Here is a 16,908-nt window from a genome sequence, read left to right on the forward strand (position 1 = left end):
ATTGAATTAAAACCCCATTCCGAAATGATGTATAATCCCCTCCTTATTTCAAAATAATCAAAACTCTTAGAGTCAAAACTAATGCAATGGACCAACGAAAGCCCCTGGCACGGAACGGGTGTGGACATCGAGACCAACCTGTCCCCGCGTGAGATCATGATCCGGGCGGATCTTGATCAACCGCTCTCCAAAAACAAAAAGCTCAAATCCCGCGCCAATGACAAGGCGGTGCGTTTCTTTAAAGCCTTCGCCGATTTCGGCAAGGCGCGACTCGTGGCCTTTGGCAACCTGGAAGAAGAATCCATTCTCTGGGCGCTGACCGATCTGGACGCGGATTTCACCTTGCCGGGTGGGGATACGTTAAAAGGTTGTCTCCTGCTGTATTCCAAGAATGATAAACGGGAAAAGGTGCAAGTCCAGTTCATGACCCTGAGAGTGGCCTGCAACAGCACCCTGCCTGTCCCTTTTAAAGGCAGAGCCATTTTTTCAAATATCCTTCTGGACGCGTTAAAATTTGACGAGGTCATGACCCAAAAAGCGGTCGACACCTGCGCCCTTGGCCGGGAAGCGATTGCCGCGTTTGCGGTCTCAGCCGGGCGGCTGGCGGAATACAAAGTGGACGATGAAACGGCTATCCGTTTTATGTTTGATGTCTTCCAGCCGGAGGATTCCCTGCAACTGTCCTCCATTAGCGAAACGGAGATTGTGGAAAAAGCCGAGGATAAAACCAAAAAGGCCATTGCGGCCATTAAGAATGCTCCGGGACAGGAGTTGGAATCCGCACAAATGACGGCGTGGGGATTGGTGAACGCTGTGGCTTATATTGTGGATCATCATATGGGTAAAAATCCGGATTTCCGTTTGCGGCAGGCCTGGTTTGCGTTCAACGCCACGGTCAAGAAACGGGCGCTCGACTTGGCGCTGGGGCTGTTGAAATGAAATAACGGGGGCGACACGAATGGAATGGACCCATGAAAAACCCTGGCAGAGATTGGGCGTGGAAATCGAGTCCACCCTGTCGGCCCGCGAGATGTCGGTCAAGCTGCAACTCGACTGGGAGGTGGTCAAAACCCCGTCGCAACGACCGAAATCCCCCGCCAATCAGGAGACGTTCCGTTTCTTTAAAGCCTTTGTCGAAGCCGGGGACACGCGCATCGAATCCTACGGCAGTCTGGACGCGGGACGCATCCTCTGGGCTCTTGCCCCGGTGAACGCGGAATTCACCCTGCAAGCGACGGACACGATGAAAGCTTACCTGTTGATGGCATCCCGCCATGAGGACCGGCAGTCCATTGAATTTCAGTTCCTGACTGTTCGGGAGGCTTGTCACAATATGTTTCAAGTTCCTGTCAAGGTGAGGAGCACCTTCACCAACAGCTTCCGCAAGCCCTTCACTACCCGGTTTCCATTTCTGAATCAGAACCCGCAGAAGTTTGACGAGTCCATGACTCAAAAAGCACAAAAATACTTCGCCGCAGGCCGGGAAGCAATATCCGCGTTTGCCATCGATGCCGAACGCCTGGCAAGCCACAAAGTGGGTTCAGATACGGTCAACCGTTTCATGTCCGATGTTTTTCAGCAGGAGGGTGATGATAAAGCCGAGGAGAGCATTAAAATTGCCATTGAAGCGATGGGCAAGGCTCCGGGTCACGACATGGAAACCGCACAAATGACGGCCTGGGGATTGCTTAACGCCGTGACTTACACGGTCGACCATCATCTCGGCAAAAATCCGGATATCCGTTTGCGGCAGGCCTGGTTTGGAGCCAACGCGAAAGTCAAGAAACGGGCGTTCGATCTGGCGCTGGCGTTGTTGTGAGGAGAGGGGCACAACCTTTACAGTTAGGGCGGCAATTTTTGACGAACCCGGCAAATTTTGCTTTGCATCCGTGTGGTTTTTGACGATACATAAAGTAGAGATGAACCTTTAAATTATTGGATTTAAAACGATTTTTCAGTAAGTTTGAAGGCTCGTCACTTTTGGCATAGAGTTTGCTTTTTAAAGAAGTGAAGATTCGAAATGGCATCGCCTCCTCCAACGAATTGGGTCCTCCAAGACCCAATTCGTGGCGTGCCTAACCCTCCAAAGAATCGTCTCCCCTAAAATTTTTTCAAAATAATCCGGTTGGCTACTATTCTCTAAATATTTTTTGAGTGGCGCTGGGAGGGGTTTATTCTTCCTGAATATCAGCAGATTGCTGAAAAACTATTTTTGCTAGCTGTCACACTGAGCTTGTCGAAGTGTGAAAAAAGCTATTGTTATCAAAGTCATACTTCGACAAGCTCAGCATGACAACAGTGGAAACCCTCGTGGTTGGGATTCTATCAGCAACCTGTCAGGAGGACACGGGTTTCTGGCCCCGCACCACCTGGCTGATGGGTTGAATCTGCCTGAGCAGTTCCGGCAGGGTTTCGATTTTCAGCATATTGGGTCCATCGGACAGGGCATTGTCCGGGTCGGTATGGATTTCCATGAACAACGCATCGCATCCCACCGCCACCGCCCCACGAGTGATATCGGGGATGAGTTCCCGCTGGCCATCGCTCTTGGTGCCTTTGCCGCCCGGCAATTGCAGGCTGTGCGTGGCGTCATAAATAATGGGATAGCCGTATTCCCGCATCAAGGTCAAGGAACGCATGTCCACCACCATGTTGTTGTAGCCGAACATGAACCCGCGCTCGGTCAGCAAAATTTCCTGACAGCCGCCTTGTTCCACTTTGTGGACCACATTTTTCATGTCCCAGGGGGCCATGAACTGTCCTTTTTTGATGTTGACAGGCTTGCCCGATTGGGCGGCCTTGACCAGAAGGTCCGTCTGCCGGCACAGGAAAGCCGGAATCTGTAAGACGTCCAGCACCTCGGCGGCAGGGCCGATTTCTTCTTCCTTATGAATGTCGGACAGCACGGGGACTTGCAGCTCATCCCGGATTTTCTTGAGCACAGCCAGACCGGCTCGAAGCCCCGGTCCGCGAAATGAGTCGATGGAGGAGCGGTTCGCCTTGTCGTAAGAGGCCTTGAAGATGAAGGGCACGCCTTGATCGCTGGTGATGCGTTTGAGTTTTTCCGCAATCTCCATCGCGTTCTTTTCCGATTCAATCACGCAGGGACCGCCGATCAAGGCCAGGGGATTGTCGCCGCCGATGGTAACGGAGCCAATTTTTACACCTTTGGTGCGTTTGAGTGAAAGGCTCATTATCGCAGGGGCTGGGGCGGCCCCAGTTCGATGCCAATGGGAACGGGGTGCGGTACTTCGGTGCGCGGCGGCAACCCTTCCGGAGCCAGCAGGTTCAGTGCCAGCTCCCGCAATTTTTCATTGCTGGTGGCTTTTTGAATGGCAGTGAATCCGCTTTCTACTAACTGCGCCATGTCCGGCTCCGGTGAATTATCCGTGACCATGAGGATGAAGTTGAGTCCCTTATACTTCTTTTTAATGTTTAACAGATGCTTGGTCTCGTTCTTATCTTTTTTCAGGACATAAATCACCAGGTCGCAATGAACCAATTGCGACTGTTTGAAACAATCCGCAATGGAAACAAAGCTCATGAGGGTGAAAAATTCCTGTTTGATGAATTTCGAGAGTTGGATTCGATCACTGCGGATCGGGTCAACGAGAAAAATGGTCTTATATTGCATCGGGATTCCTTCGCTAAAGATTACTCTGCTTGAGTCTACCACCAAAAATGCAACGGTTGAACCCAAAAATGGCGTTTGCTTCTTATTGGGTTTTGGTTTGACTTTGTCCGAAGCTCTATGAAAAGATGAAAGTTGAATCGATTCCTCCGCAGTGAGGCCGTGTGCTATGACCTGGATACAAAAGACTCTATTAACCGTTCTTGTTCTCTTTCTGATGCCCTTTCAGGCATTTGCCGAGGGGAGAATTGTCGTCGTCGAAATATCCGGGGCGATCAATCCTGTTGTCGCCGAATTCGTCACCGATGAAATCATAGAGGCCAACCTGGCCGGGGAAGAATTAATCGTGATTCGGATGGACACCCCCGGCGGACTCGACACCTCCATGCGGCAGATCATCAAGGGAATACAGAATTCCCGCATCCCAGTTGCCAGCTTTGTCGGTCCCAGCGGTTCCAGGGCCGCATCGGCGGGAACGTTTATCACCATCGCCTCACATATAGCGGCCATGGCCCCAGGGACAAACATCGGCGCCGCCCACCCGGTCAACCTGATGGGGGGAGGTGGCGGGGAACAAGCCAAAACCATGGAAGGCAAGGTCGTTCAGGATGCTTCGGCCTACATCCGCTCTCTGGCGGAAAAGCGCGGGCGTAATGCGCATTGGGCGGAACTGGCTGTGACCAAAAGCCTTTCCATTTCTGCCGAAGAGGCGAAGAAATTGGCCGTCATCGATCTGGTCGCCTTCAATGTGGAAGCCCTGGTCCTGGCTTTGGATGGGCGCGAGGTAAACGTCGATTCCAAAACCGTTACCCTGAAGACCGCTGGTAAAGAGATCGTTTATCATGCAATGGATAAACGGCAGCAGATTCTGGACACCATTTCCAATCCCAATGTGGCCTATATCCTGATGATGCTGGGTCTTGTCGGGTTGTATTTTGAATTGTCCAATCCGGGACTGATTTTACCGGGTGTGGTCGGCGGCATCAGCATGATCCTCGCCTTGTACGCCATGCAGACCCTGCCGATCAATTATGCCGGTCTGCTGTTGATCGTTCTGGGGCTGGTGTTGTTTATTGTGGAAATCAACGTGATGAGTTTTGGTCTCTTGTCGGCGGGCGGGGTGATCTCCATTTTATTGGGGTCCTTGATGCTCATCGACAGCGAAGATCCGGCGATGCAGATTTCCAAAACCGTTCTCCTGCCAACACTGGGAGTATTCACCCTGATTTCCCTGGGGATATTGTATCTTGCGGCGAAGTCTCAAAGACACCGCGCAGTTTCCGGAGTGGAAGGGTTGATCGGGGCTCAGGGTATTGTGAAAGCGGATCTGGATCTTTCCGGCAGTGTCCTCATTCATGGGGAGATATGGAATGCGGAAAGCGATGTTAAAGTTCAGGCCGGGGAAAAAGTGATCGTGAATTCAGTACAGGGCCTCAAGCTCAAGGTGAAACCGGCGCCAGAGCTTCCTCCAGAGTGAGTTTGCAGGCGCAATTCCAAATTTTCCGGAAAACTCCCTTGTCCCTAAAATTAAGTGACCCTCACCGATGAAATGGATGTCCGTATTGCAAACGGCGGGCTGTGTCCTGGTTCTTGTGGTGCTCTGTGCCGTGCTTCTGGTGGCTTGCGAGAGCAAAATTATCTACCATCCTTACAAGTATCCCCAGGGCATTTTGGACCCGTCTTCATATGATATACAGGTAGAAGATGTTTTTTTTTAGGCCAGGGATGGCACCAATGAAACTGCCCAAACTGTTTCTGCACGGGACGGAGGATGAGGTGGTTCCTTATGAGTTGGGAAGAAAACTGTATTCTGCGGCGGCGGACCCCAAGGAGTTTTATGATATCGAAGGCGCTGGTCACAACGATACCTATATCATGGGAGGCCGGGAATATTACACCGAGTTGAATCGGTTTATCACAAAGACGTTGAAGGAAATGAAAAACCAATAAAGTATGTTAAAGGTTATTAACCGAAGGGCACCTCTAAAAATTAGTTTTTAAAAGAGAATCGAACATTGTAAAGAGTTTCTTAAATCAGTGGCACGGGCTTTCCAGCCCGTGCGAACAGGCTGGAAAGCCTGTTCCACTATAACAAAGACACCTCTTTGAATTGACGACATAAGAACATTTAGTCAATTTTTGGAGATGCCCCGAATTAAATATTCTGAATATTGTTGTAAGAGGCTATGGAGCATACAGTCAGGGAACAAATAATCAAACGCCTCAAGCGGGTGGTGATCAAGATCGGCAGTAGCGTCATTTCTCACCGCGAACCCGGTAAAGCTCCCTTGGTGCAAGGGCTCAGTCAGGAGATGGTCCGGCATTACGCCCAGCAGATCAAGCGCATCGTTGATAGCGGGTGCGAGGTGGTTCTGGTGTCGTCCGGCGCCATCATGGCGGGCCGGAACCGGCTGGGGCTGACCCGAAGCAATCTGAGCATCCCGGAAAAACAGGCCTGTGCCGCCATCGGTCAAAGTTTTCTCATGCACGCTTACGAAAAAAAATTCGAGAAGCAGGGGTTGAAAGTCGCCCAGATCCTGTTGAGTAGCGACGATTTGGACAACCGCCGCCGCTATCTGAACGCCAAGCACACCATCGAAGCGCTTCTCAGTTACGGCGTCATTCCCATCATCAACGAAAACGATTCGGTCACAGTGGACGAAATCAAGATCGGCGACAACGACACGCTTTCGGCGACCGTGGCCTGTCTTGCGGACGCGCAACTGCTGATCATCCTGTCCGATGTGGAGGGGCTTTATTCCAGAGACCCGACGCTGAAAGCCAGGAAGGGCGAGGAACCGCCTGAATTGATCCATCATATTAACAAGGTGACTCCGGACGTGGAGAAACTTGCCGGGAAAAGCAACAACCTGGTGACCGTGGGCGGAATGATTACCAAAGTCCTCGCCGCCAAAAAGACCATGAGTTTTGGCATTCCCACACTTCTGCTCAACGGGCTGGATAAAAAGGTGATGGAAAAGGCGCTGCAAGGTGAAATGGTGGGAACCTTGTTCTGGTCGGACGATGAGAAAATCCGCAACCGCAAACACTGGATCGCGCATACGTTGAAACCCAAGGGGACGATCACCATCGATGCCGGGGCGAAAAAAGCCCTTGTTGAGGGCCGGAAAAGTCTGCTTCCCGCTGGAGTGGTAAAGGTAGAGGGAAGCTTCGAGTTTGGTAATTCTGTCTGCGTGGTGGATGAAAACTCCGGCGAGATCGCCCGCGGATTGGTCAACTACAACACCCGGGATCTGGAAAAAATCAAGGGACTGAAAACTTCAGATGTGAGGGACCTCCTTGGCAGTAATTATTATGAAGAAGTGATCCACCGCGACGACATGGTGGTGTTTTATTGACTATGACTAAATGGTGGGAAAAAGAACCTCTGCGTTTCGAATGCCAAACCGATTGCTTCAAGTGTTGTTGCAAGCCGGGTCTGGTTTATTTCGACTCCGAAGATATCCGCAAAATATCGACTCATTTCGATACCACCCCAAAAGATTTCAAAACTTCCTACCTCAAACGGGACGATGCGTATTGGGTGCTGGAAGTCGAGGACGATGCGCCCTGTCCATTTTTATCCACTGAGGGTTGCGGCATTCATGAAGCCAAACCCAAACAATGCCAGACCTACCCGTTCTGGGAGGAAAACCTGGATTCTAAAAATATGTGGCGCATGGTGGGCGGGTTCTGCCCCGGCATCGATAAAGGCCCGATGGTCATGATCGAAACCATTAAGGAATTTTTGAAGAAGTTCAGGCTGTAAATGTGTAAAAAGATTTGGTTTATAATGTTTCATTGAAAATGTCGGGAAAGTAAAAAGCATATTGGGAAATATCCAGAATTTGAATTGTTGACATCAGCTTATTCCGCAAGGATAATGCCCAGTTGGCCCCGCCGCCTGTCAATAATTCCAATCGCCGAGTGATCGATTTTTAATATTTAGTCAACGCTCCACGTGTGCACTAATTTTACGTGGGTCTGTTTTTTTGAGGAGTGTTATGCCTGTAGCTATTGTTTTGGGAATGCAATGGGGGGATGAAGGAAAGGGGAAGATCATTGATCTTCTTTCCGAGGAAGTGGATATCGTGGCTCGTTACCAAGGGGGCCATAACGCGGGCCATACCATCTGTTTCGACGATCATGAGTTTGTCCTGCATCTGATTCCTTCCGGAATTTTCCATCAGGGAAAGTTATGTGTGATTGGCAACGGCGTGGTCATCGACCCTGCCGCACTCATTCAGGAAATGGAGGAACTGAAAAAAACGGGAATTGACTTGAAAGACCGGTTGGTGTTGAGCGATCGAGCGAACATCATCCTGCCGTATCACACCACATCTGACAAAGGCCGTGAAAGTGATGGCAAGTTTCAGAAGATTGGCACGACCGGTCGGGGGATTGGCCCGTCTTACGCAGACAAGATCGCCCGTACAGGCATTCGTACCTGCGACTTTCTCGATGAGGACCGTTTGCGTGAACAATTCCACGCCAACTATCAGGAGAAGAAACAGATTCTAAAAAATCTATACGACCACGACCTGCCCGAATTCGAAACCATGTTTAAGGATCTGCTGAGTTTTCGGGATACCATCCTCGAGTTTATAGATGACACGCACTCCCTGTTGCGGGACGCTATCGGCGAAAATAAAAAAATATTGTGTGAAGGGGCGCAAGGCACGATGCTCGATGTGGATCATGGCACCTATCCTTTTGTGACCTCTTCCAGCTCGACGGCTGGAGGTGCTTGCACGGGACTTGGAATTCCACCGACGAAAATCGACCGGGTGGTGGGTGTTGTCAAAGCCTACACCACGCGAGTGGGAGAGGGACCGTTCCCCACGGAGTTGAACAACGATTGCGGCAACCTTCTGCGTGAAGAGGGCCATGAATTCGGTGCGACTACGGGCCGTCCTAGGCGGTGTGGCTGGTTCGACGCTGTTATCGCCAGGTATGCCATCGCTGTCAACGGCATCGAATCGATGGTGCTGACCAAGATCGACGTTCTTGACAAGTTTAAAACCATCAAGGTGTGCACCGGCTATGAGCATAAAGGAGTTGTTTATGATGAGATGCCTGCGGATCTTGAACGGTTGGAAAATTGCGAACCCGTGTATACCGAATACGAAGGATGGATGGAAAATACGGTGGGCATCACCGATTATGATAAATTACCCGAAAAGGCAAAATTATACATCGAAAGCCTGAGCCAATTATTGAAAACGCCGTTTCTGATGATTTCCACCGGACCCGAAAGAAAACACACCATCTGTTTGGGAAAATTATTCTGAAAGACAGATAAAAATCTCCTTTAAAATAGGGTTTGGGGAGGTTTTACCTCCTCGGGTTCCCCCTTGACCGGGAGGAGAATCTCTAAACTCCTGCCCATTCCATTAAAAGAATAAACGCCTCGTATCTAAACAGTTGCAACCCGAAGACACTCCCACCTTCACTTTTTTCCGACTTTCAAACTTGATTCAATTAGAAACTCAACCCCACCCATATTTACTGGTGGGGATCAACAATGGTTAGATTTGTTGCCTTAAAAGTGCTATAAGAATGCCGTATTTATGGTTTTTTTCGAATAAAAGAGCCAATTTAAAAGATCTCTTTGAAGAAAGTAGGTTGGAAAGCCGCCTATTCTCTTTTTAAACAATATGTTCAATTAGTTCAAAAAAATGAGAAGGCTGAGATATGAAATTAGTATTATCAAAAAATATATCTGAGAAAAATACTTCATTCACATCTGGGATTAAAATTCTTTCCTTTTTGGTCCTATTGATATTGTTTTCTGCTTGTGCGGGCAGTTCTGCAAAGTATTCAATTGATACGCTAGAAAGAAATCGCGGGCAAACCAAAATAGTCTTTATGCCTTTAGATTTGCAACTTTATGAAATTTCTGTCGGTGGAGTTCCTGAATTAAAAGCTGAGTGGACTGAAAAAGGCAAAAAGAATGTTAGTGGCGCGGTTCAGGAATTTCTTGGGGATAAGCAGAATATTTCCCTTGCTCAATACAATTCAAGCGACAATGAAACGGAGGCTCAATCTCAACTTTTTAGACTGTTTGGCGTGGTGGGAGAAGCTATCTTTTTGCATTACCACAGTCCAGTAAACACCTTGCCCAGTAAAAAAGAATTTCAATGGTCCTTGGGCGATACTACAGATGTAGTTCGCAATGAATATGATGCAGATTATGCCTTTTTTATTCGCATGAGCGATCAATTTTCAAGTGGGGGGCGTGTCGCTCTTGGAATCGTTACGGCGGTATTGTTTAATTATGTTCCCCCTACGGGGCTACAAACAGGATATGCATATGTAGTTGATCTAAACACAGGCGAAGTGGTTTGGTTTAATTTTCTGCAAAGCGGAAATTTTGGAGATGTACGGGAGCCGGAATCTGCCAAGAAAGCTATTAGCACTCTCTTGGCTGAATTTCCCAAATGATGTTCTTTAAGAGAAGATTATTCGTTTTATTTTTATTTATTGTTGCCGGTTGTGCCTCTATTCAAGAAACCTCCTCTCTTGCACCGGGTGAGCAGCCAGAAAAGGCTTCCATTGAAGCGGGTCTTTGGATGCAGGTAGAAAAAATTGAAAGGGAAACTCAGCGCTCTGGCCGGTTGGTTAAAGATCCAAAATTGAATGATTATGTTAAAAAAATTGTTTGTGATCTGGCAGGCGAATACTGTTCGGACATTCGAGTTTATATCCTCGATCTAAACTTTTTTAATGCCGGTATGTACCCCAATGGAATGATGCATGTCAATACAGGATTATTGCTCCGTACCCAAAGTGAAGCTCAACTGGCGGCGGTATTGGGTCATGAAATAACCCATTATGTCAAACAGCACAGTTTAAAACGTTTTGTGGATTCACAAACGAAAGCCGATGCACTGGCTGTTTTAAGCGTTCCGTTGGGTGGCGTAGGACTTGGCGGTGTAACGCCTCTTATAGGTTTGGCAACCATGGGAACTATAGCTGCTTACAGCCGGGATCATGAACGGGAGGCGGATATGGGAGGATTAGAGTTTCTTGTGAAATCGGGCTATTCTCCTGGTGGTGCTCCTGAGATTTGGGAAAATATCATTAAAGAAAATGAAGTTGAGAGTGAAGGGGCCACGAGCTTTTTTTTTGCATCGCATCCTCAGCCTGAAGAACGGATCGAAAATTTGCGCAAACAGGCTAAGGAAATGTCTCTAAAGGGGACACCCAAAATTGGAGAAAAGGAACATTTAGAAGTCATTTCCGAATTGCGCGGCGAATGGTTCAATCAGGAATTATTGAGACGCAAGTTTAAGCAAAGTGAATTGGTTTTGCAAAACCTGTCCTCTTCCAAAATTTATCCCGGCGAGCTTCATTTTTTCAAGGGCGAATTAATACGGATGCAGGCAGAGGAAGACTATGTCTCTCGATCCATTGAATATTATCAAAAAGCGATTGAAATGGACGGTTCCGATCCTCGGCCCCGGCAAGCAATTGGCTTGATGCTGATGAAAACGGATCAAAAAGTTCGAGCGGCGGAAAATTTGGAGATGTACTTAAAGCTCAAGCCTAACGCTGATGATGCTTCTATTATTAAAAGTTATCTAACACGCCTGAGGTGAAGTAAAGGATGTCTAAAACAAAAATATGTTGCGTCTTAATTTTTTTACTTTCCCTCACCGGTTGTATGGTGAAATATAATTTTGTGGAAAATAAAAGAATAACCATCGCCGAAACCTATAGTGTTGAACCCCAAATCACCTGGAGTGGCAAAACAATTGACAATAACCATATGTGGACCCTCAATGGACCTAATTTGGAACGGATTGTGTTTTTAAATAATATAAAGGATGGAGAGACATTATTTAAGAATGAGAAATCCCAACCTTTTAAAAAAGGATTGAACATTATCGAGCTCGCCGAGCTGTTTTCCAATTCCATGCAAAAAGATGGAAAGTGGCTGAAAGTAAAAACCCTGAATCTGCAACCTAAAAATTTTGGACCCTTTGATGGGTTTAACTTTGAAACGACTATGGTTAGTGAAAAAGGATTGGCCTATAGGGGCCTGGTTTCTGGGGCAGTGATTGAGGAGGAACTTTTTTTGGTTTTTTATTTAGCAGTCGAAATGCATTATTATCCAAAACATATTGAACATTTTAAAAATATGCTTTCATCCATTCAAAAGGTAAAAGGAAGTAAGCAGGTTAAGACAGGAAAGAATGACGAAATATGATTGGAACGAAGATTATTTTACTTAAACAAAAATCAAAATATTAAACCCCCCTTCTTTTTCAAACTCTCTTTAATTCTCTAAATTGTCTATTGAGGTTCCACGCTAATGGGTTCCTGTTTTAAATTGCTTTAAGAGCTTAAATACAGCGGGAACAATGATTTCTGTTAAAGAGGTTCTGTTAATATTTAATCTTATACTATAATATTATTGTAATCTCAGAACCCTATTTTTAATGTAAGGGTTGGGTCGATTAATTCTTTTCTGTCTTATTCGAAATGTTGACTATCGTCATACTCATCGGTTCCATCCTGTTTTTTTATTTCGTCGGCTATAAGTTTTACGCGGGCCGACTCGACCGGGAAGTGATCCAACCGGACGATACCCAAACGACTCCCGCTGTTTCCCAAAAAGATGGCGTCGATTTTGTCCCCAGCAAGCCGTTGGTGCTGTTCGGGCATAACTTTGCGTCCATCGCTGGAGCCGGTCCCGTCATCGGCCCCATCATCGCCATGCACTATTTCGGCTGGGGGCTGACACTGGTCTGGATTCTGATTGGCAATGTTTTTATCGGCGCGGTGCACGACTACATCACTTTGATGATCTCCGTCCGCAACCGGGGAAGTTCCATCGCCGAGATCGCTGAAAGTTCGATGGGAATTCGCGCCAAGTCCGTGTTCGCCATTTTCCTGGTACTTGCCATGTTGCTGGTGGTGGCGGTGTTTGGCGTGGTCGCCGCGAAAACTCTCATCGCTCAGCCGGAGATGGTGTTTCCCACATTTGCCATTATTCCTGTGTCCATGATTCTGGGGTGGGTGATTTACCAAAAAAACGGCAACCTGGCAGTCGCCTCGGCGATTGCAGTGGCGGTGTTGATTTTGAACATTTATATCGGATTCAAATTTCCCATCCCTTTGCCTGATGAAGGCGTGTTGGGGCTTTCACCTTTGATGTTCTGGTTCGTGGCCTTGATGCTCTATGCCGGGGTGGCGTCTGTGCTTCCGGTGCAGATCCTGCTCCAGCCCAGGGATTACTTATCCACGTATATTTTATTTGGCTCGATGACCCTCGCGATTCTGGGTTTGCTGTGGGTGCATCCAGAGATCAACACTCCGGTTTTCAGAGGCGCTGTTTCCGATGTTCAAGGGCCGGTGTGGCCGATGCTGTTTGTTCTGGTGGCCTGCGGCGCGGTTTCCGGGTTCCATTCGCTGGTGGCAGGGGGAACGACGTCCAAACAGTTGGCGACGGAATTGCACGGCAAGCCGATCAGTTACGGCGGCATGCTGACGGAGGGCGTGGTCGCGGTGGTCACGGTTCTATTGGTCGGCGGCGGGTTGTACTGGGTGGCTCCAGCCGGGGGCGGGATCGATATGGCGACGCTCGGGTTTCGTGAAACCCTCAATTCGGGCGGATGGATTCTGGCGTTTGGCAATGGCTTCGGCAACGTGGTGCATCAGATGCTGCCGATACTGAGTTTCACCTTTGCCTCGATGATCGCGGTTCTGGCCCTCAACACCTTTGTGTTGACGACGCTGGATACGGCGGTTCGCGTCACCCGCTTCATCGTGCAGGAGTCTCTGGGGCCAAAGGTTCCGGTGTTTCAGAATAAATATGTGACGACGGTTGCGGTTATTTTTCTGGCTTATCTGATCGGCGCGACCGAAAGCTGGCAACAGATCTGGCCTATTTTTGGGGCGACCAACCAGCTCATCGCCGCAGTGGCCTTGATGGTCTGCTCTACCTATCTGATGGCGGCCAAGAAACCGACGAAATACACTCTTTACCCGGCAGTATTCATGATCATCACTACCATCGGGGCGCTGGCCTGGCAGGGCTATAAATTTCTGAGCGCGCCTGAGCCCAACTATTTCCTTGGAATTGCGGCAATGGTGCTTATTGCTCTGGCGATATTTGTGGGCAGTGAAGGCATGCGGGGGCTTAAGGGCGGTTCGGTGCAAGAACTCAAACCCGCCCCCTTCGAAGCCTGAGTTTATTGGTTTTTCCCACGGAATATATTATGATGAGGCATCGATTCAGTGATACATTTATCCCGGCCCACGAGCCGGATTTTGAATTAAAGGATTTTGTTCCATGAAACTCAGTGAAATTTTAGCGGCGCGGGAAAAGGCCAAGGAAAAAACAGTTGCCCAGAATTTAGGCACTCCACTTCCAACGCGGCCCGCTTCCACAAAATCAGCGCTCAAGGTGGTTCGTACCAGGGAAACCCCCAACGCCGATGCGCTTCAATATGTCATCAACGCGCAGATCCTCGATCACGGCAACAAATCCTATGCGAAAAAATCCGATTGTGATGGCGACAAGCTCGGGCAATCTTTGTTTGAAATGCGCGGTGTTAAAAATATTTATATCATGGATAATTTTATCACCGTGACCAAGGACCCTGAGATCGGCTGGAACCCGCTGAAAGATCAGATTTGGAAAACCATCGACAAGCAGGTGACCATTTACCAGACCGCAGACAAAGCCGCACTGGCCAAGATCGACGTCACAAACTTCCCGGCGTTACCCAAAGAAGATAAATTGAAAGCCATCGAAATGGTGCTGGACCGATCCATTCGTGCGAACCTGGCGCGGGACGGTGGGGGCGTGGAAGTCAAAGGCCTCGAAGACAATGTGGTCAGTATTGAGTACCACGGCGCCTGCGGAAGTTGCGCCACCTCCAGCACAGGAACCCTGCAATACATCCAGACTCAATTCAAACAGCAACTCCATTCCGATTTGACCGTCAAGCCGGTTAAATAACGTTTTCCCGATTCCAGTCCTAGTTGGTAGAATTTTTCTGAGGTAGAGGGATTTGAAAGAGGTTTTTGAGAATATCGGCGGGTTTTTTGATCATCGATTTCTGTGCCAGTAACTCGAATTCCGGCTTGTCCAGTGTTCCGGTCACTTTGAAATAGGTTTCCAGAACGCCACCTTTTTTGCCCCCCGTTAGGATTTGTCCCAGCAAAGGCACCGCTTTCACCAGACCATCGATCATTTGCAGAGGCATGGCTTTGATTTCCGCCCTTAACTTGCCAGTCGGCAGGTCCGCTTTTCCAACAATGAACATTTTCAATTGCGGCCCATCCATTTTGAAGTATTTTGTAAGCAGCAGTCCGTTGCTGATTTGAAAATCTCCACCGATGAATTTGTACTCCAGCCCATGTTTTCTGGCATCCAAAGCGGTGGACGGGTTCAGCAAAACCAGCAGGGCTTTCAGGCCCTCGATTTTTTGAAACCTGCCGTCGGCAATATCCAGATTCAAATTTCCTGAAAGTCCACGCGTGAAAGGAGAGAATTTTTTCATTTTCTTTTCCTGACTGTTTTCAGGTCGCAACCGTCCATTGAATTTTCCTGAAAAACGCACCGACCCGGAAGCAGACTGCTGGGATAGATCCTCGGCTTGCAGTTGATCTCCCTTGATATTGAGGGCGTAAGTTTCCTGGACCGAGTTAAAGTTGCCAGTGAGTCGAATCTCACCATTTTTCGGCCAGATTTTTCCATCGACCAACCGGAGATTTTCAGGGGTGATGCGGAACAATCCCCAGGCTTTTTTTAAAGGGATGTTCCGGATCGTCAGCCGTGCCGCTTTTACTTCAGCCATTGTCAAGGCAGGCGTGCCGTCCTTCATATGCAGGGTGGCGCGGGCTATCTGTTGCGGAAAATCCGGGTGGGCCCAGGCCATATTTTCCGCCTCGGCGGACCCGCTCCATTGGAGGCCGGAGTAGTCGGCGGTATTTTTAGAAAAAGCAACCGGACCCTTGAGTTTAAAAGAGCCGAAACCCTTGCCCTGGGACGGCAGTCCATTATTTTTGTCAGCCAAATGCATTAAAGAAAAATCCATTTCTTTAAAGGTAATATCCGATTCCATCGCCAGTGAAAGCCTGTCCCTGGTGGACCGGGAAAACCGGAAATTGCCATCTTCCTGAAACTCGCCGCCAAAAATTTCTCCGTGAAACTTTTGCTTTAGAAAATCATCTTTCCAACTCCCTTCTCCTTCCAGTCGGGCGAGCGTCAATTTCCCTTCCCTGGCCTGATAAACGGCTTCGCTGATTTGGACTTTGAAATCCATCCGCGCATTTTTCTGCAGGGAGTCGAAGTTTTCAACGTCATTAATGGGGAGGTCAAAGTGCAGTGAAATTTTTTCGAGTTTGCCTTCTTTCAATTGATCCGGAAACTGGAAACCGGGAAGGTATTTTTCAATTGTTTTCAACTCGGTAACACTCAAAGGCAAGGAAGTTAAATCGGCGACCACAAGCAGGGGATTTTGGGAGTCAGTTGTTAACCGGCCATTGCCCTGGAATTTCAGCGGGGCGATTGCCAGTTGCAAAGAGTCGATGCGGGCTTCCATTTGACCGGGAGCCGGGCGGTTGAGGTTCATGAGAAAAGAAACGCTTATCGGAACTGTGCGGGCAGGGGAAGATTCAGTGGATTTTTGCAGCAATAAAATTTGCCCGTTGCTTATTTCAATATTTTGAATAGTAAGGTTCATTTCCTTAAGAATCTTTTCGAAGTTTTCAGCTTTAGTCTTCGGTTTAAAAATAGGTTGCGGAACTTGACTCTGACGAGGAATCTGACCCGAACCGTGATCCGGCTTTTGACCCAGACCTTGATCTTTCTCATCGTCTTTTGTGGATTCCCTTGGTGCTGGAAGTGGAAATTTTTGCTGGCTGGAGGATGTCAGGTCGATCGTTATGACGGGATTGACGATGGTGGCTTTTTTAATTTTGACCTGTTTTTGCAATAGCGGTTTCAACTCCGCCAGCAGATAAATTTTTTCTGCGTAAAAAATATCTTTGCCTCCGTCTTTGGAAAGAAAACGCAGGCCATTGCATCGGAAACCCAGGCCGTGGGTGAATTCCAGATTCAGGGATTTCAATTCCACCGTCATCCCTGTGGCTTTCGACAGTCGGGCGGTGATGGGTTCGCGGAATCGATCCAGATCGATGAAGGTGATCAACACCAAGCAGAGACCCAATAGCAGGAGGAGGACTGCAATCGCTCCTAGAAAAATTTTCAGAAAGGATTTCACTCTTATCGGACCACCGGATCAACAGGGTTGGAGGGG

General features: G+C 48.4%; 16 protein-coding genes. 13 read left to right on the top strand and 3 right to left on the bottom strand.

Annotated elements, in window-relative coordinates:
- Positions 1–81 precede the first annotated feature (81 nt).
- Positions 82–939 carry a DUF932 domain-containing protein gene (locus O3C58_02770; GenBank protein ID MDA0690790.1) on the top strand — a complete coding sequence of 286 codons (858 nt, stop codon included), beginning with the start codon at positions 82–84 and terminating at the stop codon, positions 937–939.
- Between the two features lie 19 nt (positions 940–958).
- Positions 959–1,819, top strand: a complete 861-nt coding sequence (locus O3C58_02775) for a DUF932 domain-containing protein (protein MDA0690791.1) — start codon at positions 959–961, stop codon at positions 1,817–1,819.
- A gap of 517 nt (positions 1,820–2,336) precedes the next feature.
- Here O3C58_02775 and kdsA read toward each other — a convergent pair.
- Positions 2,337–3,194 carry a 3-deoxy-8-phosphooctulonate synthase gene (gene kdsA, locus O3C58_02780; protein ID MDA0690792.1) on the bottom strand — a complete coding sequence of 286 codons (858 nt, stop codon included), beginning with the start codon at positions 3,192–3,194 and terminating at the stop codon, positions 2,337–2,339.
- Positions 3,194–3,634 (bottom strand): hypothetical protein, encoded by a 441-nt coding sequence (locus O3C58_02785; GenBank protein ID MDA0690793.1) that lies wholly within the window; start codon positions 3,632–3,634, stop codon positions 3,194–3,196. Before O3C58_02785 ends, kdsA begins: the two co-directional genes overlap by 1 nt.
- Positions 3,635–3,800: 166 nt before the next feature.
- On the opposite strand from O3C58_02785, the gene O3C58_02790 reads away from it, so the two are divergent.
- The 11 genes from O3C58_02790 (at position 3,801) to O3C58_02840 (ending at position 14,603) form a co-directional block, all read left to right on the top strand.
- Positions 3,801–5,108 (top strand): nodulation protein NfeD, encoded by a 1,308-nt coding sequence (locus O3C58_02790; GenBank protein MDA0690794.1) that lies wholly within the window; start codon positions 3,801–3,803, stop codon positions 5,106–5,108.
- A 67-nt stretch (positions 5,109–5,175) separates the two neighbouring features.
- On the top strand, positions 5,176–5,349 hold the full coding sequence (locus tag O3C58_02795) for a hypothetical protein (GenBank protein ID MDA0690795.1): 174 nt from the start codon (positions 5,176–5,178) through the stop codon (positions 5,347–5,349).
- A gap of 16 nt (positions 5,350–5,365) precedes the next feature.
- The gene (locus tag O3C58_02800) at positions 5,366–5,581 is read left to right on the top strand and encodes an alpha/beta hydrolase (protein MDA0690796.1); all 216 of its coding nucleotides are present in this window, start codon (positions 5,366–5,368) and stop codon (positions 5,579–5,581) included.
- Between the two features lie 236 nt (positions 5,582–5,817).
- Positions 5,818–6,990 (top strand): glutamate 5-kinase, encoded by a 1,173-nt coding sequence (proB, locus tag O3C58_02805; GenBank protein MDA0690797.1) that lies wholly within the window; start codon positions 5,818–5,820, stop codon positions 6,988–6,990.
- 2 nt (positions 6,991–6,992) lie between these two features.
- Entirely contained in the window at positions 6,993–7,400 is a 408-nt protein-coding gene (locus O3C58_02810; protein ID MDA0690798.1) for a YkgJ family cysteine cluster protein, read from the top strand.
- 235 nt (positions 7,401–7,635) lie between these two features.
- Complete coding sequence (locus tag O3C58_02815; GenBank protein MDA0690799.1) at positions 7,636–8,922, top strand: adenylosuccinate synthase; 1,287 nt, start codon at positions 7,636–7,638, stop codon at positions 8,920–8,922.
- Between the two features lie 403 nt (positions 8,923–9,325).
- Complete coding sequence (locus tag O3C58_02820; protein ID MDA0690800.1) at positions 9,326–10,075, top strand: hypothetical protein; 750 nt, start codon at positions 9,326–9,328, stop codon at positions 10,073–10,075.
- Positions 10,072–11,232, top strand: a complete 1,161-nt coding sequence (locus O3C58_02825; protein MDA0690801.1) for a M48 family metalloprotease — start codon at positions 10,072–10,074, stop codon at positions 11,230–11,232. The genes O3C58_02820 and O3C58_02825 overlap by 4 nt, the downstream gene beginning before the upstream one ends.
- Before the next feature lie 8 nt (positions 11,233–11,240).
- Positions 11,241–11,843: a hypothetical protein gene (locus O3C58_02830; protein MDA0690802.1), complete on the top strand. Its 603-nt coding sequence runs from the start codon at positions 11,241–11,243 to the stop codon at positions 11,841–11,843.
- Positions 11,844–12,118: 275 nt separating this feature from the next.
- Complete coding sequence (locus tag O3C58_02835; protein ID MDA0690803.1) at positions 12,119–13,828, top strand: carbon starvation protein A; 1,710 nt, start codon at positions 12,119–12,121, stop codon at positions 13,826–13,828.
- Between the two features lie 103 nt (positions 13,829–13,931).
- Positions 13,932–14,603 (top strand): NifU family protein, encoded by a 672-nt coding sequence (locus tag O3C58_02840; GenBank protein ID MDA0690804.1) that lies wholly within the window; start codon positions 13,932–13,934, stop codon positions 14,601–14,603.
- Positions 14,604–14,622: 19 nt separating this feature from the next.
- On the opposite strand, the gene O3C58_02845 is transcribed toward O3C58_02840, so the two are convergent.
- Entirely contained in the window at positions 14,623–16,872 is a 2,250-nt protein-coding gene (locus tag O3C58_02845; protein MDA0690805.1) for an AsmA-like C-terminal region-containing protein, read from the bottom strand.
- Positions 16,873–16,908: the final 36 nt, after the last annotated feature.

Source organism: Nitrospinota bacterium (assembly GCA_027619975.1).
Taxonomy (GTDB): Bacteria; Nitrospinota; Nitrospinia; order Nitrospinales; family VA-1; genus JADFGI01.